Source organism: Haladaptatus sp. DYSN1, assembly GCF_029489995.1.
Taxonomy (GTDB): domain Archaea; phylum Halobacteriota; class Halobacteria; order Halobacteriales; family Halococcaceae; genus QDMS2.
The window spans coordinates 267,453-293,499 of record NZ_CP120471.1; the positions used below are offsets into that span (position 1 = coordinate 267,453).

A 26,047-nucleotide genomic window follows, 5' to 3' on the forward strand; every position below is an offset into this window, starting at 1 on the left:
AATGCCTGCCGTCATTTGACTCGAGTCGGATAGCAGACGGTGTCAGCGCAGACTTTCATGCGTTATTGTCCCTCGAATCCAGATCCATGGTGTAGCAAACTGCGGTGCCATCCAGTACGACCGTTCCATCGTCTCGCGTTACGGTCGTCTCAAGGTTCGTGATTGGTTTGTCGTCACGCACGTCCGTCACCGTTACACAGCCGGTGATCGTATCGCCAGGGCGTGCCGGTGCCTTGAAATCCCAATTTACTGAGAGAAAAACGGTGCCTGGGCCAGGGAGATCTTCGGCGACGACCGCATTGAGGATCGCACTTGTGATTCCGCCTTGCACAACGATTTCACCGAATTGGGAGTTCGCCGCTGCCTCAGCATCGTAATGTAGCGGGTTGTAATCGCCGCTAATTGCGGAGAACCGTTCGATATCGTTCTCCTCAATTGTTCGCGATCTCTTTGCTGTATCGCCAATTACCGGCTGGCTGACTGGCCAAACTTCCGCAGATGGGTTACTCATTGTTGGATGTATTACTGGATTTCGTAGTTGCTATCGAGCGTCTCTGACTTTCACTAAACTCTCCGGATTCTCGATACTGGACGTCTCTTCAATCTCCTTGCCCTGGTAGAGCAAGCTGATGATACCACGCACAATTTTTCCGGATTGTGTCTTCGGGAACTCGTCGACGAACAGGATCTCTCGCGGTTTGAACGGTTTGCCGTGTTCCTGACCGATTCGATCGCGTATCTCTTCACGGAACAACTCACTTTCGTCGCATTCGGCTTCAACAATGACGTACAACACGACGGCAGTACCGGTCGTTTCATCAGGAACTCCGACTGCTGCCGCCTGATTGACACAGTCATGTTCTATTGCGACACCCTCTACTTCTGCAGGCCCGACTTTTCGACCAGCAACGTTCAACGCATCGTCTGCGCGGCCGTGAAGGAACCAGAAACCATCCTCGTCCTTTTGCGCCCAGTCACCGTGATCCCAGAGGTCGTCGAACGTCGACCAGTACTCCTCAAGGTACCGACTATCGCCACTCCACAGGGAGTTCGTCATCGACGGACACGAGTCGGTCGCCACCAGATAGCCTCGTTCGTTCGTGTCAGCGATCGACTCGCCTGCCTCATTCACGATGTCGACGGGTTTGCCGACCGCTGGGCCCCCAACCGTACAGGGCTTTTGTGGATTCGAGGGGAAGGGCATAAGGAAACAGCCACATATTTCGGTTCCACCGATAATGTTCATGATGGGTATCTCACCGTTGCCGATTTGTTCGTAGAACCAGCACCAGGACTCTGGATCCCATGGTTCACCAGCTGAGCCGAGCAACCGAAGCGAAGACAGGTCGTGGCTATGTACCCACTCGTCACCTGATTTCATGAGGGCACGAACCGCGGTCGGTGATATTCCGAAGATCGTTAACTCGTGTCTATCGACCATTTCCCACAACCGGTCGGCTTCAGGATAATCCGGGGCCCCCTCGTACAGGAACACCGTACTTCCAAAGGTGTGGTTCCCAAGTAACGCCCACGGACCCATCATCCAGCCGATATCAGTCAACCAGAAGAACCGATCATCCGGCTTCAGGTCGAAGTGGAAGTACAGCTCGGTCGCACAGTTCACAAGTAATCCGGCGTGCGTCTGGACGATACCCTTTGGTTTCCCCGTTGTACCGGACGAGTACAATACCATTGCTTCTGCGTCGGCGTCGAGTTCCCTGGTTTCGAATTCTGTGGATTGAGACAGGACGGCATTTGCCCACCAGTCATCTACTGCATCATCCCAGTCAGGATCTGCATCCAACCGGTCGAAGACGATGGTGCGTTCGACGCTATCGGCCTGTTTCCGAGCCGCATCTGCTGTGGTCTTCATATCTACCTCGGAGCCACGACGGTAGAACCCGTCTGCCGTGAACAAGATCCGACATCCGGCGTCCTGTAGTCGGGAGGCGGTCGCCTCGACACCAAATCCGGAGAATATCGGGACGACAACTGCGCCAATCTTAAAACAGCCATAGAGGATCGATATTGCTTCCGGCACCATCGGCATGTACAACCCAACTCTATCGCCCTCTTCAATGCCAGATTCGGAAAGTGCGTTCGCGACCTGATTTGCTTCTCGGTTAAGCTCCTGAAAGCTGGTCTCGGTCACGTCGCCTGGCTCGGACTCCCAGAGGCAAGCGGTGTTCTCTGGATTGGTCGCCGCGTGCCGATCAAGGACATTGTGGGCGATGTTGAACTTGCCCCCAGGATACCAATGCGTGAACTGCGGCCCGCTCGTGTTATCGCGAACGGTGTCGTAGTCCTCATAGAACTCAATATCTAGGTACTCGACGACCTCATCCCAGAACCAGTCGAGGCCCGATGCCTCGATTCCATCGACCGATGTCGTCGTCCGAGTTATGAGCTCGTCAGTAGTTTGGATATCGTACTGCTGCATGAACTCGTAGGCGTTTGTCTGCCTGCCTGAGTCCAGGTTCTGTTCGTGAACAATCTCATCCAGTTCGCTAATGTTTGACAAGCCCATTGCTAACTATCCACAAAATCATGGGCCATCAATAAAAATGTTTTCCTGCCTGTCCCCTCGGTTTGAGGGTGGAACAGGACCAAGGCTTCGATGCGGCCACATATGTCGCCGCTACACCGCTTCTTGATCGAACGACGGAAGCACTCAGGCGGGTTCGATTACGTGAAGCGGCCAGTCTTGCTCCTGGCGGAGCTCCGTGTCGGCACTGATGTCTTCTGGCTGTCTGATGCGAATTTGAATTGGCATCCCGATATCCACGTCGGCGTATGGAACCGTCATTCGCCCGGTTAATCGCGCACCGGAGTCCAGTTCGACCGTCGCGATTGCGAACGGCGCCAGACCTTCGAACGCCGGTGGCGGCCGATAAACTTCCGTGTAGCTGACAACCTCCCCGGTCATTGGTTGCTCTTCGATTTCGATGGCACGGCTGCCACACGCGTAACAGGCTGGCCTGGGTGGAATCATGCGATTTTCACATTCCGAACACTTCCCGGCCAGCAGGCGTTCATCTGCCATTGCCTCGAAGAACCCTGGCAGTGTCAGGGGACTATCGGAGGTAATTTCTCGCTGTTCGTGTGTCATTGTCTGTATGTTGTTATTGGACATTGTTAGATTGAAAGAACGTGTGCCACGGTACAGGCATCAGCCACACCACCTTCGTTGATTAACAGACCAGTGGTAGCGTTGTCGATCTGTCGCCCAGCCGTCGCATTACCCGTGAGTTGTTCGTACACCTCGACGGCTTGCATTAGGCCAGTCGCACCAGTTGGATGGCCCCGCGCCTTCAGGCCGCCACTCGTATTGATGTGGACATCGGTCCAGCCGTCTGACCGGTCGACGGGATCGCGGACTGTTTGGATCCCCTCTCCCCAGGGAGCGAACCCGGCAGCCTCTGCTAAGAGCGCCTCGCATGCGGTGAATGCGTCGTGAACTTCTGCCACGTCCATGTCTTCGGCGGACATTCCGGCTTCGTCGTAGGCACGCTCAGCTGCCACTTCAGCACCCTCGATGGAAGTAAGATTCCGGTCGGCCACCGAGAGGTTGTTCGAAGTGACGCTGCTCCCGAGGATGCTCACTTGTTCTTCGTCAGGGACTAGTTCCGAAGCAAGGTCTTCGGACACGACGATTACGGCTGCGGCCCCGTCGCTGACCGGCGCACAGTCGTAGAGCTTGATCGGGGGTGCGATGTAGTCAGACTCCATGACATCGTCAATGTCTACTTCCTTCTGGAAGTGCGCGCGTGGATTCTGGGACGCATTGTGATGGTTCTTCACCGAAATCTCCGCAAGTTCCTCCTCGGTAATCCCCGTTTCGTGGAGATACCGCTGTGCGATGAGCGCGTATTGACTTGGTGCGGTGATTCCCGACCGTTGCTCGAGTGCTCGGTCAAACGCCCCCGAAAGGGATTCGATCGAGTGAGCGGTTCCGCCAGCAGTCATCTTCTCTACACCACAGGCGAGGACTGCGTCGTGAGTGCCGGTTTTGACGTCCCGCATTGCATTCTTCAATGCGAGCCCACCTGCGGCGGCACACGCCTCAACTCGCTCGGCGGGGACGTTTCGGAGGCCGGCCCACTCGGCCAGCAAGGTCCCCATCATAATCTGGTGTTCGTACATTTCGGATTGGCTTCCGGCGTAAACGGCGTCAACGAATGATGCCGGATCTGGGAGGCCACTAAAGGCCTCTTCCATCGCGACTGCGAACAAATCGCGACCAGTGAGATCGGTTCTGCCAATGGGTGATGTACCCACGCCTATAATGCAAGGGTCTGGCATTGCATAACAATGTCAATACCCCATCGTCATAAACCTACTGCAACCAATAACATATTTGCTACTACTTCTAGCACGGCTCTTGAGGGGCGACACCAGTATTGGCAAGCCCTCTTCCGAAATGGGCCCGCAAGAGTAGAATGAGTTAGACACTCTCCTGTGATAGCGTCCTCAGAATTGCCGACAGCATCAAGCCCGCAGGCAGGGCACAACGTACAGGTCGAGCTGAACGAATCTAAACCAAGCCACGCAAAAAGAGGCATCCGAATACATAGATCTGCCAGTGCTATGCCCAGAAGGGGAGGAAATAGAGCACGAGAGCCAGAAATGGAATCAGTCCGATGAGCATCGCGATGGCGTAGCCAAACATCTCACGTGCCTTGATTTGGGTGATTGCAATCAGTGGCACCGCCCAGAGCGGATTGAGAAGATTCGTGTGAGCGTCACCGACCGAATAGGCAACCGTTGCCTGACCCACGCTAACACCCATATCCTGCGCAGCACCGACAATCGCGGGACCGATAACTAGCCATTCACCACCCCCGGATGGGATGAAGAGATTGACCACTGCACCGGTCATCCAGGCGAACACTGGAAACGTCTGCGGCGTTGACACCGAAATCAACAAATCCGCGAACGTCGCCGACAGACCGGACCCGTTCATCATCCCCTGGATACCCGCAAAGAAGGGGAACAGTAAGATGATTCCGCCGGCCGCATCTGCGGCTTCGTCGAATCTCTCACGATAGGCCATCGGATTCATGTATAATGAAATTCCACCGAATAAGAACGCGAAGTTTACTAAGTTGAGGTTCCAGGCCTGGATCCCTTGCGTGGCGAGCGTATAGATGGTCACGGCGACGCCGGTGAGTGCGATCCCACCGCCAATGAGTCGACTATTATCGATTTTCTCCGCCGGGACGGTTGGTTCTGAATTCTTCAGTTCTGACGCCTGCGGTTCCGAGACTTTTTGTTCGATACCGCTGGTCTCTCCACCGTCAGTGGCCGACTCGAACAGTTTCTCTTTAGCGACATACTCAGTGATTCCGTTCGACATCCCCTCTGGGGGGTCGAGTAGGTAGAGCAACAGCGCAGCGAATGCAATCGAGAGCGCCACTAGAATCAAAGCATAGGGACTAAAAATCGTATTTGCGGTCGAAACAACCCCATCGACGATGCCCTGTTCGATGAAGACGTTGCCGGGCGTTGCAAGCAGAAGCGATGCAGACGCAGACAGTCCCCAGTGCCACGTGAGTCCAAGGCCCATGTAGCCGGCCACACACAACAATGGGTAATGAATGTCAATCCCTTTCTGGTGAGCTGTCTTCCCCATCTCACGTGCGATAATTGCTCCGAGAATCAGGCCAAGTCCCCAGTGAACCCAGGCCATTACCATCGCAAATACTCCCACGAGCATAACTGCCTGTCCGCTTGTCCTCGGGATGTGAGTCAACCGCACCACTGCTCCGTTGACCTTTGGATGATAGGCAACCATGTACCCCGTTAGAAGTATGAGCGCCATCTGCATCGCAAACGTGAGGAACAGCCAGAATCCGTCAAACCAGTGCATTACCATCTCCGACGGCCCAGTCCCTTCGATGACCATCCCGAGAACGAACGTTACGTAGCTCAGGATCAGGACAAACAGGAACGGACTAGGCATCCATCGTTCAACAACCCCGGCCAATCTGTAGCCAGCGCGTTGTATGAGCGTCTCGCTGCTATCTGCGGAATTAGCTTGTGCCATGCTACAAATTAACTAACACACAATCCCCATTATATAATTTGGGGTCAATTTTGAGAAAGCGACTCCCTATTGCGATACATAATTAAAAATTCATCCAATAAGAATCGCTATATGCTCTATTCCCATGCGAATTTTACTGATATTTGTGGAATAATTCCAATTATCTATGGTGAGGGACAAGGGGCCACCCGCTAATTCGACCTTCTGACATTTTGAGAGGGACAAATTGAAGTCAGTGATTGACTATGACTAGCACATGGCTCAAAATTCGTCAGACGGCGGCCCGCGGACAATCGCGGCAGTCGAAAAAGCATGTGCAATTGTGGACTCGCTCCATGAGATGAACGGCGCAACGCTCACGGAAATTGCGGATCATCTTGACTTGACCCCCGGGACAGTTTACCCCCACCTAGCGACTCTGATGCAGCAAGAACGAGTAATCAAGCAAGACGACCACTACTACACCGGATACCGATTTTTGACGATCGGTGAAACTCGACGACGGAACGACGTCATGTTTGAACACGCTATGGATGAAATTGGTGCGTTCGCTCAAGAGGCGAACGTCCGAATGCAAATCTACGTCGAAGAGTTCGGGCAGGCGGTTTGTATCGGAATAGCGGGTGGACAACGGAGTATCTCCCCCGTGGATGAGGTCGGTTACCGAACCCCACTTCACTGTATTGCAGCTGGCAAAGCAATGTTAGCGGAGTTCGATCAGGACAGGGTAGACGAACATATTTCGCGCCGTGGACTATCAAAACACACCGAGAACACGATTACGAACCGCGCCCGCCTAGTTGCCGAACTCAAGGAGATATCCGACCAGGGATACGCCATCAATGACGAAGAATATATCCCCCGATTGCGCGCAGTAGGAGCAGCAGTAACCGAAGAAGATGGATCCCTCCTCGGAGCAATATCGGCGTCGGCACCCGTTGGCATTCTGAGTGGTAGAATGCTCTCCGAGGAATTGCCAAAGGACATAGTGGGCATGGCAAACACAATTGAAATGAATATCAGCGTTCAATCTGAGTGACATTTGCTGGTCGCAAGTATCCATTCTCACCCTCTTCAGGTAGAAAATACGAAGAACCACGTATCTACTCACTCGATTAATAGTAATTCAACTATTTCAAAGAAGTTATTGGAAATACAGACAGATAGTCCTGGTAGAACGGTACTTGTGAGCTTCAAATCAGAGTACGTTCTCCAAAGAGGTCGAAACTTCACTCTCATTCGTATCTGTCATGGAAGTAGCGGTGAGTCAGCGATTTCTCAGAGACCGTACCTCAGTCCGTTCCACAGGTGAATACGGCGATTGGTAGAAAACCTGCGATAACAGTAGTACCTTTGTTATCCCATTAGCCTATTGTGATAAGGGAACTCTCACTCTAGGTTTTCCGATTGCACTATAGAACCGTCTTCGGCGTTGTTCTAACGACTCCACGTCGCTCATCCGCAGGCAAATCAGGGAAGGTTGCATCAACTTTTTCCCAAAACTACTGGCGGAGTAAAGATACACTCACGTCATTGAATGCTATCTCTTCAACACTTTCGCAGAAAACGGCTGGTGTGGACTGACCATTCTTCAGCCTACAATGGCCGGGAAAATGACGTTCAGAAAGCGAATACCGCCTACCAAGAAATAGCCGACTTAGGAAGATTGTTGTCTCCACCTCTCCTAACGCAATTTGACTCTACTGATATTCTATACATAACAATAGTAACTTTGTTATGGCTGGATGGATTTTTTCTGGGTTTGTGGACTTGGATATCGGATGGTACCTTCCCACAGAAATCCCACCTATTTGAACACCGTTTCAACCGTCCATGAATGTTGGAACGGACAAAATGGTGGTAGTATTAGAACAACGGATATGTTGGTGGTGCGAGGTTGAATTTCTCCGATGGTGACTGTCTGAAGGCTTCTACTCCAGTAAATCGTTTTTACTTGTTCATTCATCGAGGAAGTGTACGAGAGAAACACTATCTGCAGTAATCTGTCTCGATAACAATTGGCGACATGTGGCAGACCTGTGTCGCTACTGTGTTTCCATGAGCTTCCTCCTCTACAAGAAGACGACATTCTTTGAACGAGCGGGCAAACACTTCTTTGAACCCCGAGGATACACAGACCCCCGAAATCCACTTTGTGGAACCCATCGATGTTAGGTGTGTGGAGGTTGTGAAGCGCTGGTCCTTCAACGAGATGCTAGAAAATGTCGTACTCCGTCCAACACTGTTGGAAGCATCTCTGATCAAGAATATGAGACTGTAATCTCGACAATATTCGCCGCGTTCTTGACCAGTTTCGGAATCTCTTCTTCGAACCGTTTACCGTGAATCCGTCCTACAGGTCCTGATACACTCACTGCACCAACAACCTGGCCGTCACGAGTAATTGGTGCACCGATACAGCGGAGGCCCTTGCGTAGTTCCCCGTCATTCACGGCGTAACCCTGTCTCGACACTTTCTCAAGTTCTGCCCAGAGTTCGTCTCGGTCTGTAATCGTTTTATCCGTTCTGCGAACCAATCCTCTTTCGTCTACGATTTGTTCGACTTCAGCTCTCGGGAGTGCTGAGAGGATGGCTTTACCCGATGCCCGGCAGTGAAGATCGACGTGTTTGCCGATGTGGGATTTCACTGGCATCGCTTGATCTCCCCGCTTTCGGTAGAGATAGACTCCGTATCCGTGTTCGGGTATCATCATGCTCGCTAATTCACCAGTCTCCTCTGCGAGGCGGTCTACCTCCTCGCAGCCGAGTTCGTACAGTCGGTTTTGCGATCTGGCGTTCTCGCCAATTTCGAGGAATCGCATCCCGATTCGGTACGTTCCATCATCGTTCACTGCGTACCCAACCTCTTCTAGTGAGGATAGGTACACGTGTGCGGTACTCTTTGGAATCGAGAGCTCGTTTGCGACATCTGTGACTCCTGACCCACCCGACCGTTTGAGGTAGTCAATAACTTCAAACGCTGATCGTAGCGATTTGAGTGGTTTTGTTTTTGTACCAGACATGAGTTAGCGTGTGAACTGTACCAACATATATGTTCCTCCGATAGACGCAAACTCGTTGACAATGGTTGCGGTTCGGTGAGGTTTGAGGCTGCCGGATTGTCCAGAATCCGTCCAACAGTCTCGGACACCTCTGTTCGGTGTCAGTGTGCAATCTCTCAACTGAAGTGTCTCGTGGCATCGCGGTTTTGTTGTGCCGCCACTCCAATAATCAGAGTGAATAACGCTCGCACTGGCCGCTGAGAGCAAATTTCGACAAAAACCCTGCAATAGAAAATCCCACCACGATATCGGAGTAGTTCGGGAACTTAGTTCAGTGACTGTGAGGATTGCTCGAGTGTATTGACACCGTCCGTGGTTTGTGCAAGGTCTCCTTCCAGTGCATCTAGGATACGGTCGGTGGTGTCGGCAACTACCTCCTCCATGAATTCAGCGTCTGAATTTCGAGGGTCTCCACGCCCACCTTGGACGGCGATGTCGGTGTACCACGTGTATTGTCTTGCTTTGAACTTGGCCTTCCGCTCTTGTTTTTCCTTCTTCTCCGTCCGAACGAGGTCTGGGTGGAACAGTTCAGTGACGCTCGTTTCGTGTTCACCTGCATGGCTCCAATCTTCTCCGAAGCGAGTCTCCAGTTGGTCACGAGCGAACGAGGTCCAGTTTACGAGATACACTTCGATATCGTGCTCTCGCTGCAGTCGGTCTCCAGCGAGCTTCAGTGGTGGGTTATTGCCACCGTGACAGTTGACAATTAGCAATCGCTTTGCCCCGTGTTGTGAAATCGAAGCTCCCAACTCTTCGATGACTTTCTGGTACGTATCTGGCATCAGGGTCAGGGTACCAGCTCGGGTCATGTGATGTTCCGAGTATCCAAATGGAAGCGTGGGCAGGCGGATCATCGAGAGCTCACGGTCTGCTGCGGCTTCGACGAGTATCCGGGTTAGATTTTCCGCCCGGAGGGTGTCGACCGAAACTGGGAGGTGGAGCGAATGTTGCTCGATTGCACCTGTTGGGAGAACCATGAAATCAGCATTTTCGATGGCATCTTCCGCGTCCTCCCATGTCATGCTTCCGAGATCGTAGCTGTCGTAGTTAAGTGAGACAGTCATACTGCGACCTCGATTCTGCGTCCCCCCAGATGCGGAGAGAGTGTCGGTACTGCTTCTACTCGAGTCGAAGACTCTGTGTTAATGGCTAACATCGAAAGTCTACCAATAGCCATGTGCATCTGCTATTTATAACTTTGTGCAACTGCGCTCTTTGCCAGACGAAAAAGCGAATTTTCGTGCGTCTCTGGGCGCACGTTAGGAACGTATGATATCTTTCGTATGACATCTGTTTTCTTTCTGTCTCCAAAAATGCGGATGTATCTTCGACTGAGCCATGGTACTGCATATTCCTCATACTTCTATAACAAATATTGGCAATGATGAATAGATTTAAATGATGGTAACCCTTTGACTGCAATGTCAACGATTGGCAATAGGTACGCATACACATGGCTAGAGACATCATCGAATACGATATTAATCGACGACAGTTCCTCGCAATGACCGGTGCCCTAACGGGTGCATCGCTTGCTGGGTGTACGGGTGATAGTGAGTCTGGAGGAAACGGTACTGAAGGAAGCAACACTGGCAGTGGGTCTGGCTCCACAGGTGGAACCGTACGCCTTAATGTTGCAATCGCATCAGAGCCGTGGAATTTCGACCCGGCGTTGTGGGCTGACACGGGTTCGAGCGCGATCGGGAGTCTGATCTATGACGAAGTAATCGAGCTCACGCCAGATTCCGAGCTCGCACCAGGTCTCGTCGAAGAGGTGCCGAAGCCGACGAACGACGGACTCGCGTTTGACTACACGCTCCGTGAGGGACTTCAGTTCCACAATGGAGACGACGTGACCGTCGAGGACTTCAAATATTCTGTCGACTGGATTCTGAACCCAGACAACAACTCTCCGATCCGACGCCGGATTCCGAACGTGGAAGGAACAGAAATCGTAGACGACCGGACGCTCCGACTGAATCTGACGACAGAGTTTGCCACGCTCAACTGGTGGCTGACTCGGGGACTTGAGGGAATCGTACAGAAGGGCTCTCGTGGCTCTGCCAGTGAGCGAGAGGGGCCGACTGGCATCGCGACGAATCTCACGACAGACCCGAGTGGAGCCGGCACTGGCCCATTCAAATTCGTCGAGTGGAACACCAACGAGAACGTGCTTCTGAAAAAGAACGAGAATTACTGGAAGGACGGCATTCCGAAGGTCGACGAGATCAACTTCCAGATCATGCCAGAGGATTCGACGAGGTTGGCAAACCTCCGATCTGGAACGACGGATCTGACGACATCTATCCCGGACAAGGACTTCGAGTCGCTGCAAAACGACCCGAACATCAAAACGGGAACCGTTCCGGGGAACACGACCGAGGTGCTCTACATGAACCTCATGGAAGCGGACGGGAACCCGATGTCCAACGTCAACAACCGCCGGGCAGTCCAGTGGGGCATTGACGCAGAAGAGATCTTAGACGAGATTTTCTACGGGAGAGGAGTTGCCCAGCAAGGGCTCTGGTATCCGGACAGCGAGTGGACATCGCCAAAACTGAAGGAGATGGAGATGTACGACCCAGACAAGGCCCGCCAAGAACTTGAGAAGGCGGGCAACCCCGACGGGTTCACCTTCGAGATGCTCATCACGAAGGGCTCTCATCTCAAAGACCAGGGTGTCGTCATCCAGAACCAGCTCTCGAAGATTGGCATCGACGTCGAGATCACCACACTCGAGAAGTCCGCACTGTTCGACCAAGTGTACAACACGACGGATTGGCACGCTGCCTTGGAGAACTGGACGAACGCTGTCCCAGTCGTCACTTACTGGCTGAGTACTGGGTTCGTTCCGAACGACCGGAACCACAACAATTGGCATCACGCGTCTCCCGATCTGCCAGACCGATACGCACCAAGCGGACCGCCAGCCCCGGAAGACGCGGAGGGTGACTTCTCTAACGGCCACGACTGGTACGTCCAAACGGTGAAGAAAGCCCAGCGGACGGTTGACGAACAAGAACAAAAAGAGATTGTGTACAGGCTGCAGGAGTACCTCGTCGAGAATGCGATCCAGATCGATATCGCGTACTCGAGTCGGCTGGCTGCGTGGAGTGACGCGGCGTCCGGCTACGAGATGGGATCGTTCTCGTCTGATCTCAGGCCCGTGACAAAGGACTGATAATCCAGGGAAATCCACAAAAAGAGTCATTATCAATCATCTGCAAGCGATTGACGTCACAACCATGGAAATCACTACTAACATTTTGTTTCATACATTGAACCTATGAGCATCGGACGATTTATCCTCAAACGATTGTTGCTGATCGTACCGGTACTGTTCGGTGTGAGTGTAAGTGTATTCGGCTTGCTCCACATCGCACCGGGAGGTCCGGCAGCGGTCATGTTGGGGCCACTCCAGAACGAACAGATCATTCAACAGGTACGCCAACAGCTCGGACTGAACCAGCCGTTTTACATCCAGTACTGGATGTGGGCAAGCAGTGCGATTCAAGGTGACCTTGGTACCTCGTGGACAGTTCAGCAGGGGACGCCAGTGGTGACGTTGATCAAAAGCCGCCTTTTGCTCACGTTCGAACTCGCACTCCTCGCCCAATTTCTTGCCGTGCTCATCGGAATCCCGGCAGGAATCATCGGTGCGGTACGACAGAACAAACCCGCAGACCACTTGTCTCGTATCGGGGCACTTTCGGGCATCTCGATTCCGAACTTCTGGTTAGGCATCGTCTTGATCATGGTGTTCGGCGTCACCTTCAACTTCGATTGGGGGACCGGTGGCTGGATATCCCCGTTCGAAGACCCAATTGCAAACCTTCAGCATCTCCTCCTCCCAGTCATCGCGCTCGGAACTGCTCGGGCAGCGATTATCCAGCGTATGACTCGGTCTGAGATGCTCGAAACGCTCAATCAAGACTACGTTCGGACGGCCCGGGCTATGGGAATTGGCGAAGTCGAAGTTGTGCTGAAGGACGCGACAAAAAACGCACTCATCCCCGTTGTAACCGTTATCGGAATTGGAATCGGTGGATTGCTGAATGGTGCGGTTCTGACAGAGACAGTGTTCAATCTCCCCGGACTTGGGAAACTGTTTATCACAGCGATTGCCCGCCGGGACTTCGAGGTCATTCGTGCACTAGTATTGTTCATCACGTGCGTGTTCGTCTTCGCTAACCTGAGTGTCGACGTTCTCTACGCATATCTCAATCCGAAAATTCGTGAAGATGGAGGGAACTGAAATGGCTACAAAAGAGACACGCACGATGGAGCAAGAACCGAAGACCAGTGAACACCGGAGCCAGTTCGAACAGTTTTGGCGGGAGTTCCGGAAGAATCGATTGTCGATTGTCGGCGCGGTAATTATCGGACTGACGCTGTTTGCTGCGATATTCGCGCCGGTTCTCGCACCACACGACCCTGCGACGCAGTTCGATGCCCCCGATGGAGAGCACAATCCGCTCCCACCGGGCTCTACGTTGTTCGCAGAAGACGACTCCAACGCTGAGATTACCGCGTATCTGGGGACGGATAATCACGGCCGTGATCTCCTTTCGCGGATGATCTTCGGGCTTCGAACGCTCATGATGATATCAATTGGCGTCAATCTGGTCGCGATGACCGTTGGTATTACACTCGGCGCGATTGCTGGTTACTTGGGTAACTCCTGGGTAGACGAGACGATCATGCGAGCGATGGACATCATCCTCTCGTTCCCGAGTCTGATCTTAGCCATCGCGATTATTGGAATCCTCGGCGCTGGCAAGACCGACTATGGGTGGATCGTTGTTCCCAACCTCGCGAAAATCATCTTCGTCATCGGGTTCGCTTACATTCCGAGATTCGCTCGGGTGATGCGGAGTGCGGTGCTCAAGGAGATGGAAGAAGACTACGTGGACGCAGCAAAGTCACTCGGGGCGAGCAATTCCCACATCCTCACTCGTGACATCCTCGTCAATACGATTCCTATCGTCGTCGTTCAAGCGACGCTCTACATGGCGACTGCTGTGTTGGCAAGTGCGGGGCTGTCGTTCCTCGGACTTGGGTTACAACCACCGACTGCAAGCCTCGGGCTGATGTTGTCGAACGCGCGGAGCTTCGTCTACAGTGGCCAGTGGTGGTACCCAGTCTTCCCAGGATTGGCGCTCATGATCATCATCCTCGGATTCAATCTCCTCGGTGACGGACTGCGCGATGCCCTCGACCCACGGTACTCTCAGGAGGCCTCCAATGACCAGTGAACCAATTCTCGAAGTCGAGAATTTGGTTACCCAATTTCGCACAGAGGAGGGTGTCGTCAAAGCGGTTGACGGCAACTCCTTTACCCTCTACAAGGGGGAGGTGCTAGGGATCGTCGGCGAATCCGGCTCTGGGAAGAGTGTCACCGCGATGTCGATCATGCGCCTCATCGACGAACCGGGGTACATCAAAGAAGGAACTGTCCGGTACAAAGGAGAGGACCTGCTAACGAAGAGTAAAGCGGAGATGCGTGAGATTCGCGGTAACGACATCGCCATGATGTTCCAAGACCCGATGACGTCGCTGAACCCCGTCTACACGATTGGGAGTCAGATCTCTCGGGTCATTCGCAAACACACAGACGCAACGAAAGCAACGGCACGTGAGCGGACAATCGAGCTGCTCAGTGACGTTGGGATTCCCGAACCTGCGACTCGCGTCGACGACTACCCACACCAATTCTCTGGTGGAATGCGCCAGCGAGTGCTCCTCGCGATGGCCATCTCCTGTGACCCAGAGATTCTCATCGCTGACGAACCGACGACGGCACTCGACGTCACCATCGAAGCACAGATATTCGACCTCATCGACCGCCTTCAGGAAAAGTACAGGATGAGTGTCATTCTCATCACGCACGACTTGGGTGTCGTCGCCGGAAGTTGCGACAGGGTTGCCGTCGTTTACGCGGGGCGCATCGTCGAGCGGGCGGGGGTACACGACCTGTTTAACTCTCCACGCCATCCGTACACACGAGGATTGATGCGTTCGATTCCGAACCTGCGGTCGAACGAGAGTCGGCTGACCCCCATCGAGGGTCGGATTCCAGACCTGACGGCACTGCCGACTGGGTGTTCGTTCCATCCCCGGTGTATCCACGCGACAGAGGAGTGCTCACAGACGGACCCCGACCTGCGTGAGGTTGAGGCTGGGCGTGAAGCCGCCTGTATCCACGCCCTCGGCTACAATCAAGCGACGATGACTCAAAACACAAACAATTCGGCATCCACTGAGGGAGGTGTCTCCAATGACTAACCAAGACACGATAATGAGCGTCCACGGACTCACGAAGCATTTCACGCAGAACGACAGCTTCATCGACCGGTTGTTCGGTGCGACGCAGACGGTCAAAGCAGTCCAAGACGTCTCATTCGAGATCAGTCACGGAGAGACAATCGGGCTCGTCGGTGAGTCTGGCTCTGGCAAATCGACCACTGCGCGAAGCATTCTTCAACTCGATGAACCCACCGCTGGTACCGTCACGTACGATGGGACAGACATGACGTCGCTCTCGGCGAAGGAACTCAAACAGTTCCGAAAGCGCATCCAGATGGTGTTCCAGGATCCTGCCTCGAGTCTCAACCGACGAAAGACCGTTGGACAGATCATCCGACAACCGATGCAAATTCACGGCTTGTACAAGGGCGAACGCGACGAACGCGTAGAAGAGCTGATGGAACAAGTCGGCCTCTCACCCGAATACTCGAACCGGTATCCTCACGAGTTTTCCGGTGGACAACGCCAACGCGTCGGCATCGCGCGCGCACTCGCGGTCGAACCGGAGTTTCTCGTGTGTGACGAACCTGTCTCGGCGCTCGACGTCTCGATTCAGGCGCAGATTCTCAATCTGCTCAAAGACCTGCAGATAGAATACGACCTCACCATCCTGTTCATTGCCCACGACCTCTCAGTCATCAGGCATGTCTGTGATCGAGTCGCGGTGATGTACCTCGGTGAAATCGTCGAGATCGCAGAGACAGAACAGCTGTTTGCTAACCCACAGCACCCATACACTCGCGCATTGCTCAAAGCGATTCCAGAACCAGACCCGGAACTCGCACAGAAACGAGAACCACTTTCGGGTGAGGTACCGTCACCTATCGACCCACCGAAGGGATGCTCGTTCCATCCTCGCTGTCCGGAGGCGACAGAGGAGTGTCGATCAATGGATCCTGACCTGGAACAGGTCGACGGCGCGAAAGTCGGTCACGAAACCGCCTGCATCCACGTTGGTTCGTTCGACAGAGACGGCGGTATCACGCTTGAGTCGGCGTCCAGAGACAGGTACGCTCCCGAGAACTTCCTTCACGAAAACAGGACCATCGAGACCAGGTCCCCTGAGAAGGAAGCAGGATTCAACACCGCGGGGACGAGCGAATGATCCGAATACAGGATACCTTCCAGACTCTGGTCCCGATACTGCTGACGTTCTTGCTCGTCCTGGCATACCAGTCGATAATCTCGACGATGGTATCGGGAATCCTTGCGTTTGCTGTGACGATCGTGCTTTCGATTGCAACGTGGTACGTCATCTGCCGCGTCGCGTTCGATAATGATGGTCGTCTCGCCGTTGGCAAACGACCCTTTTGAAAAGACAGCGAACTCCTTGCATTAATTCCCCAAGTGTTTTAAGTTGTGATCTTGGTTGCCGTCCGACCAGTAGCTGGTTGGTAGCGGTTTGTGAATCCCATCATTACGCTGTCTCGTTCCATGGGGCAGTCAACGGGTAACTTGCCCGAACCCTGACGACGTCAATGTAGGATGTTCAGTTCGCTGTCGAGGCCCGTTCTGCCATCATCTGTTCTGCTCGCTCAGCCCAATCACCCCACAGAAAACCGACACACGCGACGAGTGCCCACCAGACGTACGTGAGGACGATTCCTACATAGACCGCAGAGAGGCCGTACCCGAGCCAAACACCGACGAGATAGCTAAAGCAAAGCATGAAGCAGACGGTTCCGGTGAACCGAGCGTAGAAGGGCGTCCGCGTATCGCTCGCGCCTTGAAGCGCCCCTGCCATCGGGAAGAAAACCCCGAAAAAGAGCATCGAAATTCCAGAGATACGCGTAAAAGAGATGGCGTACCCGAGGGTTACCAAATCCGACGTGAATATCTTCGAAAGCGGTTCTGCCATGACCCAGATGACGATACCAACGATGCTGAGCGAAAGTGCGCTAAGCGCTGTGATGGCCAAGCCAGAAAAACGGGCATCGGCCGTATCTCCCGCACCGAGTTTCTGTCCGACAACGATGCTCGCTGCAACGCTGTACGAACGGTACAGCGGGCCTGCCAGCTGTTGGTAGATTCGCCGCCCGATATGGTACGCTGCACTAACTTCAGTTCCGAAAACAAGTAACAAGGCATTGAACGGAAAATTGGCGACAGACGTACTCATTCCCTCCGCGAAATTCGGGAAACCAACGGCAACAAGTTGCTTTGTAACTGTGGCATCTCGTGGTCGCCTGAGCGACAGTTCGGTTCGGTCACTTACGATCATTCCAAGTATTGTTATACACTCAAACCCCCGGCTAAGTGCCGTCGCCAGCCCGACGCCGACGATACCCAACCGCGGGAGACCCACGAGTCCCAGCCCCAATCCGACCGTCGCAATGATGTTGAAAAGGTTTGCTAGCCCGTTCACCACGAGCGGCGTTCGCGTATCACCAGTCCCCTGCAAGGAGCGTGCCCCAACCAACGCAACGATTCGGAGCGGTGCAGCGACGAAAACGAACGCGAGATAACGCGCGCCCATTCTCACGACTTCTGACTCGGCGCCGAGAATCGCAATAAGAACGTCCGACAACGTCAACCCAATGATGACGATCGGAAGGCCGACGAGAAATCCGATAAGGAGCGCTTGGGTCACGGCTTGATCACGGGTTTTCGCGTTGCCTCGACCGGTATCTTGACTCGAAAGTGCAATCCCTCCTGTCCCAAGTGCACGCCCTATTCGAAATGGAATCTGCGCGTACAGATCGGCCAGCCCGATCGCAGCGACTGCGGCTGGCGAGAAGAGGCCGGTCACCACGATGTCGACTGACCGCATTAGCGTGTTGAGCACCTGTTGAACCACGATTGGCCAGGACAGTACAGTCACAGCCCGCCAGGTAGCGATAACTCTGTCCCGGTGCTCGGACATTCGTACTTCAATAACAATCAACGATTGGATGAATGTATCGGTCGCGGTGATTACGACTGAGGACTATCCACAGAGTTTCCCGTCGGAATCAATTCAGTAAACAAAGCGGGTATCTACACCCCCTCCACTCTCGTTCCCTTGCTCTCTTTGACCAACTCCCAGCAATCGGTACGTGGTAAGTATCGAGAACACACCACTGGGTCTTCTCAATTCCTGAACTGAAGGAACTAAGATGTCGATTTAGTGGAAAAGCCTGGGTTTCTTGGAACGCGTGTTGGGTTCTTACCGAATCCAGACTCAATCCACCGATACACCGACTCGTCTGTGTATACAAGTAGCCCCTCCCATTCTTTGAGATTAGTCATCGGTAGATTCGAGATCAGGTGAATATGCTCCCACTCCTGGTCTCGATTTGAAAGGGTTCCACTATTTTTTCTATAGAGTGCTTTCTCGAATTGTTCATTGCCAACGGCAGATTTGACTAATCTGATGATGGTTGTTTGTTCGTTTCGCATGTTATTCACTGGTATGATTAACCATAGCATGATATAAAAATTCCGTGGTCAAATACTGGTCTTTTTTTAAACTACAATGAATAGCATCCTACTGGAGGATGTGCCTGATATGGTTCACCTTACTCCGAATTTGGTGGATATTCCAGACAAGGTGGAGAGTTTTTCACCATCTCCTGGGCATCTCTACTGGATTTGAGAAACTAATCGGTGAATAAATTGTAAATAAATACTCAAACATATTGCATTGAGTAATCCGTGCGTAAATCCGCCATACATATAAATGAATTAGAAAATAACGAACTCTACTACTGGTCCGTGTATTACTCATATTCCAGTATTTACAAAAAGGCGTATTAAAGACTCTTTTCGAGATATATTACCTTACCTCGACAAAACTAATTTGCACTCTTAGGGTCATCGAAGCACTACCATATTTGAAAATTGACTATAAATTAGAAGTTTTTCTAGTGATATCAGTGTAGTACGGATCTCAACGATCGCCGAAGTTCATTTGTCTGATAAAATTATTATTTTCGCTGAAAAACACCAATATTATGTCTATTCTTTCAATTAGTATACCAATTGTAGTTAATAATCGACGTTCATCAACCGGACTCTCATCAATCGTCTGTACTGAATTTTCCGATTAAAAATAAACCAACTAATGTATTTATTATTATATATGGCTGATTCACTCTTATCACCACGTCTAGTCGTCAAATTCGCACATTCCTCACATACCTACCGTAAAAATTCTAACTAGAGGTGATCTCCTTCTTCATTACTTGGCGTATTCATTTTCGGGAATAAAATTTTAACGAATGATTCCGCTGTGGGACAAACCCCTTCTTAGACGACGGTTCACTCAGATGGTTGACGTAGTGCAACGACTGTTTTCACCAGCTTTCAGTGGAGGGATCGATGACGAATGATGACTCTGAGGTTGGTGCGCCAGTCATTCTGACGGCGCTTCATGAGCGTGACCAATTGGGGTGTTGGCGTGTTGATGCCCGCGAATGGTGAGCCAAGGAAGATTCCGGTGCCGCCGGGAACAAGGATGATCGCATTACCGACGGATCCGGTCAGTAGATGTGTGGTCTTGGATTGCAGAGTAATTAATACAGTCGCTGAGAAAATTCCACCGAATAAATCCAAACTTGAAAAATAAAATTAATTTAATTTAACTTGAAACAGAAAGCACTTTACACTCCATCTGAACATTCAGGATGGATGACATCCAGACGCAACTTCCTGAAAACCGGGGCAGCGAGCCTCACCGGACTGACCGCCCTCACCACATTCACCCAACCCGCCCTCGCCAACCGTCGCCACATCACCGTTACCGGTCAAGACGAATGGCTCCAATGTACCAGCATGTGCAACGGCGTCGGCGACGACATCACCACCCACTACGCCATCAAAGTCACCGGCGACATCTCCAAAGGCGGCGGAGCCGACTCCAACGACGACGTCCTTACCGACGACTACCTCGAAGGCGAGGTCCAAACGGGCTATCAAGACGACTTCTATTACACCGGCCACATCGAGTACATCCGCTGTGACGGCTGTGCTTCCTTCAGCCTTGATGACAACGGCCTCGGCAACGACACCTACCGCACGCAGTGGGAAATCGAAGGTACCTCCAGCTACGATTCAAGATACTCCGTCAGCCTCCCAGATGGCGAAGAAATCGGGAAACGTGGCTCCCTCGAAGACAACGACAAATACAACCAGTACAACTGGCCAGACAAGAACCTCGCCCACGGGCGCATCAAAAGCGGCTACGACTACTGGACGCAGTCCTCTCGCCCGTACAACGTAACCCTCCAAAACGACGGCAAAAACCTCTGCTACTACCGAACCTACGCGCCCTAACCACACACTGTCACCTTATTTTCCCAAACGGATTTATGCCTTCCCCGCTCGGAATCGCTTAATTGACTCCGTCACCGACAAATCCACTTCCGTACCCCGCGGGATCACCACCTGTACAATCGCCTCTGGTGGTACCCACCCCCCGACCAACACCTCGTACAGGTCTCGGTCATTCGCGGGAATCTGTTCAAAAAACGCTGCTCGCCCCACCAGGGGAACCTCCTGCATCGACGCGTAGTAGGCTCGTGCCTCATCAATCGCCCAGTGTGACGCTCCCGTCGACAGTGCTTCTGCGTAATCCTCCATCCCACAGTACACCACGAGGTTCGTCGCCGGGCGCAGGTCAGCCACCGCCATCGGCCCCGTCGGCTTCGTTAGATCGACCACGATACCGGCGTCCATCGACGACTGAATCCGCTGTCTCGTCGCATCGAATACTGTGTCGATGAGCAGCCCCGGCTCAGAAGGAAGAAAACAGCGTCATCTCGCGTGACTGGTGGGTCGATGCCGTCGTGTGCGGCCACCCCCCGGAAAATAGCTTTGCCGTCGTTTTGCTTCGCCTTCACACGATTCCCGTTCAGGGAAACGCCCGTGGTCGAAGTTTGCCGCCACGACGTTGTAGCGTGTCAAGTAATACCCATAGATTGGCTATTGCTCAATGTGGGCTGGATCGCCCGCAATTACCTCCATACCAGTTCTAGCCGATGGCCTCTAACGTCAACCATCCTATGCGTGTCCGCGACTTCGCGTTAGGTGATATACGTGTTGAGTTTGAGGGGAGGTCAACAGTAGAGTGCTGGTGCGAAAGTCCTACCACGCCATTACGCCACGCTCGACCATCTAAATTAAATGGTGGTTAGACAATCGAAGACCGCTGTTGCAGTCACTCAAAGAGTTGCTGCACCGATTGTGACACATATGAACGCTCCACACCGACGCCGACTGCTCGGTCCGATTGTCGGCCATCAAGCCGTTCGTCACGATTGCCGACACGACCCCTAACATCGTTGTCCTTCTGCCGTCGCTCGCCAATACTATGGATTTCTCCTACATCCGTGCACGTTCGCCCGAAACGCTGAACTACATCGTACTGGAATGTCTCGAGGAGGTCAGCACGCCCTCACGTCTGAGATGCAGAACGGGAATGGCGATACACTATCTCCTCCACATTGGAGACAGACCGCGAGCCCACGGACAAACTCACTGCTTCAGTCGTGAGTCGATGACGACGAAAGTATCTCAGGAAGATTTGCTAGGGACGACAGTGTGTAGGTCGGTTCCGGATCGTTCACACCTCGGCGAATGTCGTCGAAGGGGACCCAGGCGGAATCAAGACCGAGCTTGTTCGCGCCTTTGACGTCCTTAGACAGGGAATCACCGACTTTCAGAACCCGCTTGGGCTCCACTCGCAGTCGGTCTAACGCCAGTTCGAACGGATCATTCGCCGGTTTCACCTGCGGTACATCGGTCCCAAAGATGACCATGTCGAAGTGCTTTGTCAGGCCCACCGCCTAGAGTTTAGTCGTGTGCGTGTTTTCCGAACCGTTCGTTACGATAGCTGTGGCGAGGACTACTGACGATTCGATGGCCGTGTCGACACCGGGGCGAAGGAACACTGCCTGATTCTCCAGGACGTCGTTGTACGCTTGAACGAGTTCACTGGCGGGGACGTCGGTACCGGTGGCCGCGGCCGTCGTTGCAAACACGCGGCGTTCGTAGCTTTCGATATCCAACTCTGCTGCCTCTTCTTGAACGACTTGGGCTGCGAGTTCAAGGGTTTCGGGTTGACAAAACGGTTCGATGCCGATTGCAGCACACGCAGCTTCGAACCGGGCTGCGTCGGTTTACGGCCGTACGTCACTCATTTGGTCATTCTATAACTCCCAGTCCTGGTAGTACGCTTAACTATGAATGATCGAACCCCCGTAAATCAACCGCAGTTTGTCGATTCAGCAGTGCCGTTCTTTCAAAATCGCACGTTGTTCAAAGCTAAAAAGATATTATCGTCCTATCGGCGCTTACAATTACACTGATATCTGATTACCCAATAGAAGGGCTGTTTCGTCACAAGACCAACGGACTATCATAATCTCATTATTTCTGTTATTCACTGAATCAGTGATTCATTGATTTTACTAGCCCTCCCGGTGCGAAAGGAGAAGAAGGGTAAGCTGGCCCCTCCCGAACACACAACACAAGCTGGTATCCCAAACTTGAGTTAGCGAACAAGCTGGCCAAAACGACTCAGTGTCCGCCCCGTTCACTTTGAAACTCGTTGCTGTGTCAGTGCACGCCCCAATAGTATTTTCGCGAATTTACCAAACTATACATTACTAAGCAACTCCGCAACGCAAGAATCAGGAAATTTTGAGCACGTATTTCCGTCAAGAATCAATGATTCGAATGTTTGTACACTGTCACGAGACTAGATAGGCTCGAATGAGTAGTGATACTACAACTATTAGGTGTGAACACATGGAGTGCGCTTGAACGGGCAACCCGCGAGAAAGCTCTACAGCGACAGACCGATGAGATGAGGTTTTTCAATTCGATACTTCGTCACGACGTGTATAACGGAATGACAGTAATCCGAGCCCGCGCAGAACTGCTCGGCGACGAGCTTGAAGGCGACCAGCAAGGGTACGCCAAAACAATCGAATCATGGAGCAACGACATCATCGCCATTGTTCAACGGGTGCGAACGGTTCTTGATGCGTTGACCAGTGACGATACTCCTATGTTACATGAGGTCAATCTCTCCGCGACGCTCCGGACTGAAATTGGGCGAGTGCAAACGACGTATCCAGCAGTGCGATTTGAGACGGAAATCCCAGACGGCGTTATGGTTCTCGCAAACGAGTTACTGGGTGAAGTCTTTGGGAATATCATCACCAACGCGATAAATCATAATGAACGCGAGGGTCTGGTCATCAGCGTGACCGTTGAGCAGAAAGACGGGATGATAACAACAAAAATAAGCGATAATGGCCGTGGAATTCCTGATGCTGACAAGGAATCTATCTTCCGTCGAGACTACACTGGACACGTGAAATCCACTGGGTCGGGGTTCGGGTTGTTCTTTGTGGACACAATGGCGTCGACGTACGACGGTGCTGTTTGGGTTGAGGATGCATCACCTACAGGCGCCACCTTCACGATAGAACTAATGCATCCATCTACGCGTGCGAGAATTCACTCCTTGTGATTAAATCTAGAAGAGGCAAAGTGACGGACGTACTCGGTCAAATACTGACCTATTATCGACTCCAAGAGTGTTGTTCGGCAGTTGTCGGATTCACACCAGTCGTAAACGACAGAACTCCTTCCGTGATTCACATAGTGAGGGTTTGACCAGCGTTGGCCACTGGAGAGTCTGAACGTGCTATCGGCAGTTCAATCACGAAGTTCGCTCCTTGTGGTTGATTATCTTCAACTCGAATACTGCCACCGTACGCTCCGACCATTGCATCGACGAAAAACAAGCCAAACCCATCACCCGTATCCTTTGCGTGCCCTTTTTCACCGCGTCGAAAAACGGTGTGTTTCTGATCATCAGGAATCCCCGTTCCGGTATCTGCAATTTGAAGTTCAACCACGTCCCTGGCCGGAATTTCTTCAACCTGCACTGTCACACGGAGTCCCTCTCGTGAATTGTGGTTAACCGCGTTTGTGAGCACGTTACCGATGATTTCGCCAAGAAGGTCATCGGCTTTTACATAGACTCCGTCTGGAATGTTCGTTTTAAATGTCACCTCAGGATATGTCGTGCGTAACCGTCTTACTTCATCATTGACCGCTTGCGTGAGGTTTGTAGCGGCCAATGGCACTTCAGATTCATTCGATAAAATACGAATAATCGCCCGTACACGCTGGACGACATTCACTATGTCATCTGACCACTGGACGATCGTCTTGAGATGTCTCCGTGATTCCTCATCGTTTGACGAGGCAAGGAGATGTGACGCTCGGCCTTGCACAACTGTCATTCCGTTGAGCACGTCGTGGCGAAGTATCGAATTGAAAAATTCTAGTTGGTCTGTTCGATACTCGAGTTCCTCTGCTCGGACTACGGCGCGTTCGGCGGCGCGTTCGGCGGCGCGTTCGCGAGTGATTGCGCGGGCTTCGACGACACCGAGAAGCAACCCGCCGCCTGCGCCAACTGCCGCTGCGAAGCGACCCCAGCCGACGTACCCCTCAAGCCCACCAAAGGGTGGAATGGCCACCATTACGATGACGTTGAGTCCAAGAAAGGCAAGTAGTCCACCGAATGTCCATTTCGCGATTCGAGTATACCGAGTTGGCGAAAGCGGACTTCGGTCGAGCCAGTACCCACCGAAGATGATTCCGAGAATGAACGGACTCGTCGTTGCGATATGCGCAATAAACTCTCGTGAGAGGGCCCATTCAAGGGATAACCCTCCGAACACGGTGATATCAATGAGCATCGATAGATAAAGCAGAAGCCCAAGTGTCATGATTGCTCGTGGGACATAGGAGGAGGGGGAAAAGTTTTCTTCAGGAGACTGGCTCATTGAGTGTGTTCCCCGGAGTTGTTCGTAGTATGTTCCGCCTCGTTCATGGATTCACTTTCACGCATTATTTCACGAATTGCGCCAATGAAGTTCGCATCTGAGTTTAATTCGCCTAGTCGATCTTTGAGTTTCGATTCTTGTGCTTCGATTTGGGCTAGAAGCGTATTGTATTCTGGACTGTCGGCTAATTCACCGGGCGAGAATTCTGCCTGGAGGGCATCCTGTCGGGCTATCAGTGAGAAGTACTCTTGGTAGGTGGTGTTGAGTTCCCCTCGTTTCACTAGTTGCTCAACCGTCGCACGAAGGCGTTCTTTGCTTGGGGGTTTGACGACATACTCATCGAATCCCATTTCGATGATGTCAAAGCTTGGGTCGACGGCTGTAACCATTGCCACGCGACAGTCGATATCGCGCGTGCGAATTTCCGTTAATACTTCCTCACCGGACATGCCAGGCATCATTCGGTCAAGTAAAACAACATCGACATCTGTATCGATTTTTGAAAGAGCTTCGTCACCTGACCCAGCAATTTTAATTTGATACCTATCGGAGAGCCAGAGTTCGTAGGTTTCTGCGATGTCTGGCTCATCGTCGACGATGAGTACGACTGGCTGGGCGGGAGACCCCATAAAATATCAGTGGCACCTGCACGATAATAATAATATGTATATTAAAAACAACCCTGAATTTTTGGTAAAAGGATTGATAAAATATATAATTAGTTGGTTCGCACGAATTCAGGCTACTCGGAAGGTGATGGTGATGTGGGCGGTGTGCTCTGCCTAATCGTCTCAAATTTATTGCGGATTCGTGACGTGAGTTTGGCGTGAGAGGGTATTCCATTTGAC

The 26,047-nt window shown here is 52.4% G+C and carries 21 protein-coding genes and 1 pseudogene; 8 read left to right on the forward strand and 14 right to left on the reverse strand.

The window, feature by feature from the left end:
* Positions 1-55: 55 nt before the first annotated feature.
* The 6 genes and pseudogenes from P0648_RS17460 to P0648_RS17485 form a co-directional block, all read right to left on the reverse strand.
* Entirely contained in the window at positions 56-511 is a 456-nt protein-coding gene (locus P0648_RS17460; RefSeq protein WP_276249070.1) for a MaoC family dehydratase, read from the reverse strand.
* A 30-nt stretch (positions 512-541) separates the two neighbouring features.
* On the reverse strand, positions 542-2,527 hold the full coding sequence (locus P0648_RS17465) for an AMP-binding protein (protein ID WP_277505928.1): 1,986 nt from the start codon (positions 2,525-2,527) through the stop codon (positions 542-544).
* A 144-nt stretch (positions 2,528-2,671) separates the two neighbouring features.
* Complete coding sequence (locus P0648_RS17470; protein ID WP_276249219.1) at positions 2,672-2,926, reverse strand: Zn-ribbon domain-containing OB-fold protein; 255 nt, start codon at positions 2,924-2,926, stop codon at positions 2,672-2,674.
* A 27-nt stretch (positions 2,927-2,953) separates the two neighbouring features.
* Positions 2,954-3,133: pseudogene (locus tag P0648_RS20590) on the reverse strand (zinc ribbon domain-containing protein); the annotation flags it as partial.
* A 2-nt stretch (positions 3,134-3,135) separates the two neighbouring features.
* Positions 3,136-4,302 (reverse strand): 3-ketoacyl-CoA thiolase, encoded by a 1,167-nt coding sequence (locus P0648_RS17480; protein ID WP_276249068.1) that lies wholly within the window; start codon positions 4,300-4,302, stop codon positions 3,136-3,138.
* Between the two features lie 283 nt (positions 4,303-4,585).
* Positions 4,586-6,046, reverse strand: a complete 1,461-nt coding sequence (locus P0648_RS17485; RefSeq protein ID WP_276249067.1) for a short-chain fatty acid transporter — start codon at positions 6,044-6,046, stop codon at positions 4,586-4,588.
* A 256-nt stretch (positions 6,047-6,302) separates the two neighbouring features.
* On the opposite strand from P0648_RS17485, the gene P0648_RS17490 reads away from it, so the two are divergent.
* Positions 6,303-7,085 carry an IclR family transcriptional regulator gene (locus tag P0648_RS17490; protein ID WP_276275323.1) on the forward strand — a complete coding sequence of 261 codons (783 nt, stop codon included), beginning with the start codon at positions 6,303-6,305 and terminating at the stop codon, positions 7,083-7,085.
* Positions 7,086-8,307: 1,222 nt separating this feature from the next.
* On the opposite strand, the gene P0648_RS17495 is transcribed toward P0648_RS17490, so the two are convergent.
* Together P0648_RS17495 and P0648_RS17500 are read right to left on the reverse strand one after the other, a co-directional pair.
* Complete coding sequence (locus P0648_RS17495; RefSeq protein ID WP_276275324.1) at positions 8,308-9,069, reverse strand: IclR family transcriptional regulator; 762 nt, start codon at positions 9,067-9,069, stop codon at positions 8,308-8,310.
* 305 nt (positions 9,070-9,374) lie between these two features.
* A complete protein-coding gene (locus P0648_RS17500; RefSeq protein WP_276275325.1) occupies positions 9,375-10,172 on the reverse strand; it encodes a creatininase family protein in 798 nt (265 codons plus the stop codon).
* A 389-nt stretch (positions 10,173-10,561) separates the two neighbouring features.
* Between P0648_RS17500 and P0648_RS17505 the strand changes: the two genes are divergently transcribed.
* From P0648_RS17505 to P0648_RS17525, 5 genes are all read left to right on the forward strand, one after another.
* A complete protein-coding gene (locus P0648_RS17505; protein WP_276275326.1) occupies positions 10,562-12,289 on the forward strand; it encodes an ABC transporter substrate-binding protein in 1,728 nt (575 codons plus the stop codon).
* A 111-nt stretch (positions 12,290-12,400) separates the two neighbouring features.
* Positions 12,401-13,363 (forward strand): ABC transporter permease, encoded by a 963-nt coding sequence (locus P0648_RS17510; protein ID WP_276275390.1) that lies wholly within the window; start codon positions 12,401-12,403, stop codon positions 13,361-13,363.
* Between the two features lies 1 nt (position 13,364).
* Positions 13,365-14,363, forward strand: a complete 999-nt coding sequence (locus P0648_RS17515; protein WP_276275327.1) for an ABC transporter permease — start codon at positions 13,365-13,367, stop codon at positions 14,361-14,363.
* Positions 14,353-15,393: an ABC transporter ATP-binding protein gene (locus tag P0648_RS17520; protein WP_276275328.1), complete on the forward strand. Its 1,041-nt coding sequence runs from the start codon at positions 14,353-14,355 to the stop codon at positions 15,391-15,393. Before P0648_RS17515 ends, P0648_RS17520 begins: the two co-directional genes overlap by 11 nt.
* Positions 15,386-16,519 (forward strand): ABC transporter ATP-binding protein, encoded by a 1,134-nt coding sequence (locus P0648_RS17525; RefSeq protein WP_276275329.1) that lies wholly within the window; start codon positions 15,386-15,388, stop codon positions 16,517-16,519. The genes P0648_RS17520 and P0648_RS17525 overlap by 8 nt, the downstream gene beginning before the upstream one ends.
* A 384-nt stretch (positions 16,520-16,903) precedes the next feature.
* Here P0648_RS17525 and P0648_RS17530 read toward each other — a convergent pair whose 3' ends face one another.
* The gene (locus P0648_RS17530) at positions 16,904-18,277 is read right to left on the reverse strand and encodes an MATE family efflux transporter (protein WP_276275330.1); all 1,374 of its coding nucleotides are present in this window, start codon (positions 18,275-18,277) and stop codon (positions 16,904-16,906) included.
* Between the two features lie 1,745 nt (positions 18,278-20,022).
* Here P0648_RS17530 and P0648_RS17535 point away from each other — a divergent pair.
* On the forward strand, positions 20,023-20,667 hold the full coding sequence (locus P0648_RS17535) for a twin-arginine translocation signal domain-containing protein (RefSeq protein WP_276275331.1): 645 nt from the start codon (positions 20,023-20,025) through the stop codon (positions 20,665-20,667).
* A gap of 33 nt (positions 20,668-20,700) precedes the next feature.
* On the opposite strand, the gene P0648_RS17540 is transcribed toward P0648_RS17535, so the two are convergent.
* From P0648_RS17540 to P0648_RS17550, 3 genes are all read right to left on the reverse strand, one after another.
* Positions 20,701-21,054 carry a hypothetical protein gene (locus P0648_RS17540; protein ID WP_277505932.1) on the reverse strand — a complete coding sequence of 118 codons (354 nt, stop codon included), beginning with the start codon at positions 21,052-21,054 and terminating at the stop codon, positions 20,701-20,703.
* 821 nt (positions 21,055-21,875) lie between these two features.
* The gene (locus P0648_RS17545; RefSeq protein ID WP_276275333.1) at positions 21,876-22,175 is read right to left on the reverse strand and encodes an HAD family hydrolase; all 300 of its coding nucleotides are present in this window, start codon (positions 22,173-22,175) and stop codon (positions 21,876-21,878) included.
* Between the two features lie 3 nt (positions 22,176-22,178).
* Complete coding sequence (locus tag P0648_RS17550; RefSeq protein WP_276275334.1) at positions 22,179-22,400, reverse strand: hypothetical protein; 222 nt, start codon at positions 22,398-22,400, stop codon at positions 22,179-22,181.
* 713 nt (positions 22,401-23,113) lie between these two features.
* Between P0648_RS17550 and P0648_RS17555 the strand changes: the two genes are divergently transcribed.
* Positions 23,114-23,872 (forward strand): sensor histidine kinase KdpD, encoded by a 759-nt coding sequence (locus P0648_RS17555; protein ID WP_276275335.1) that lies wholly within the window; start codon positions 23,114-23,116, stop codon positions 23,870-23,872.
* A 127-nt stretch (positions 23,873-23,999) separates the two neighbouring features.
* Here P0648_RS17555 and P0648_RS17560 read toward each other — a convergent pair whose 3' ends face one another.
* A complete protein-coding gene (locus P0648_RS17560) occupies positions 24,000-25,142 on the reverse strand; it encodes a sensor histidine kinase KdpD (protein ID WP_277505933.1) in 1,143 nt (380 codons plus the stop codon).
* A 53-nt stretch (positions 25,143-25,195) separates the two neighbouring features.
* The gene (locus P0648_RS17565; RefSeq protein ID WP_276249063.1) at positions 25,196-25,828 is read right to left on the reverse strand and encodes a response regulator; all 633 of its coding nucleotides are present in this window, start codon (positions 25,826-25,828) and stop codon (positions 25,196-25,198) included.
* Positions 25,829-26,047 lie beyond the last annotated feature (219 nt).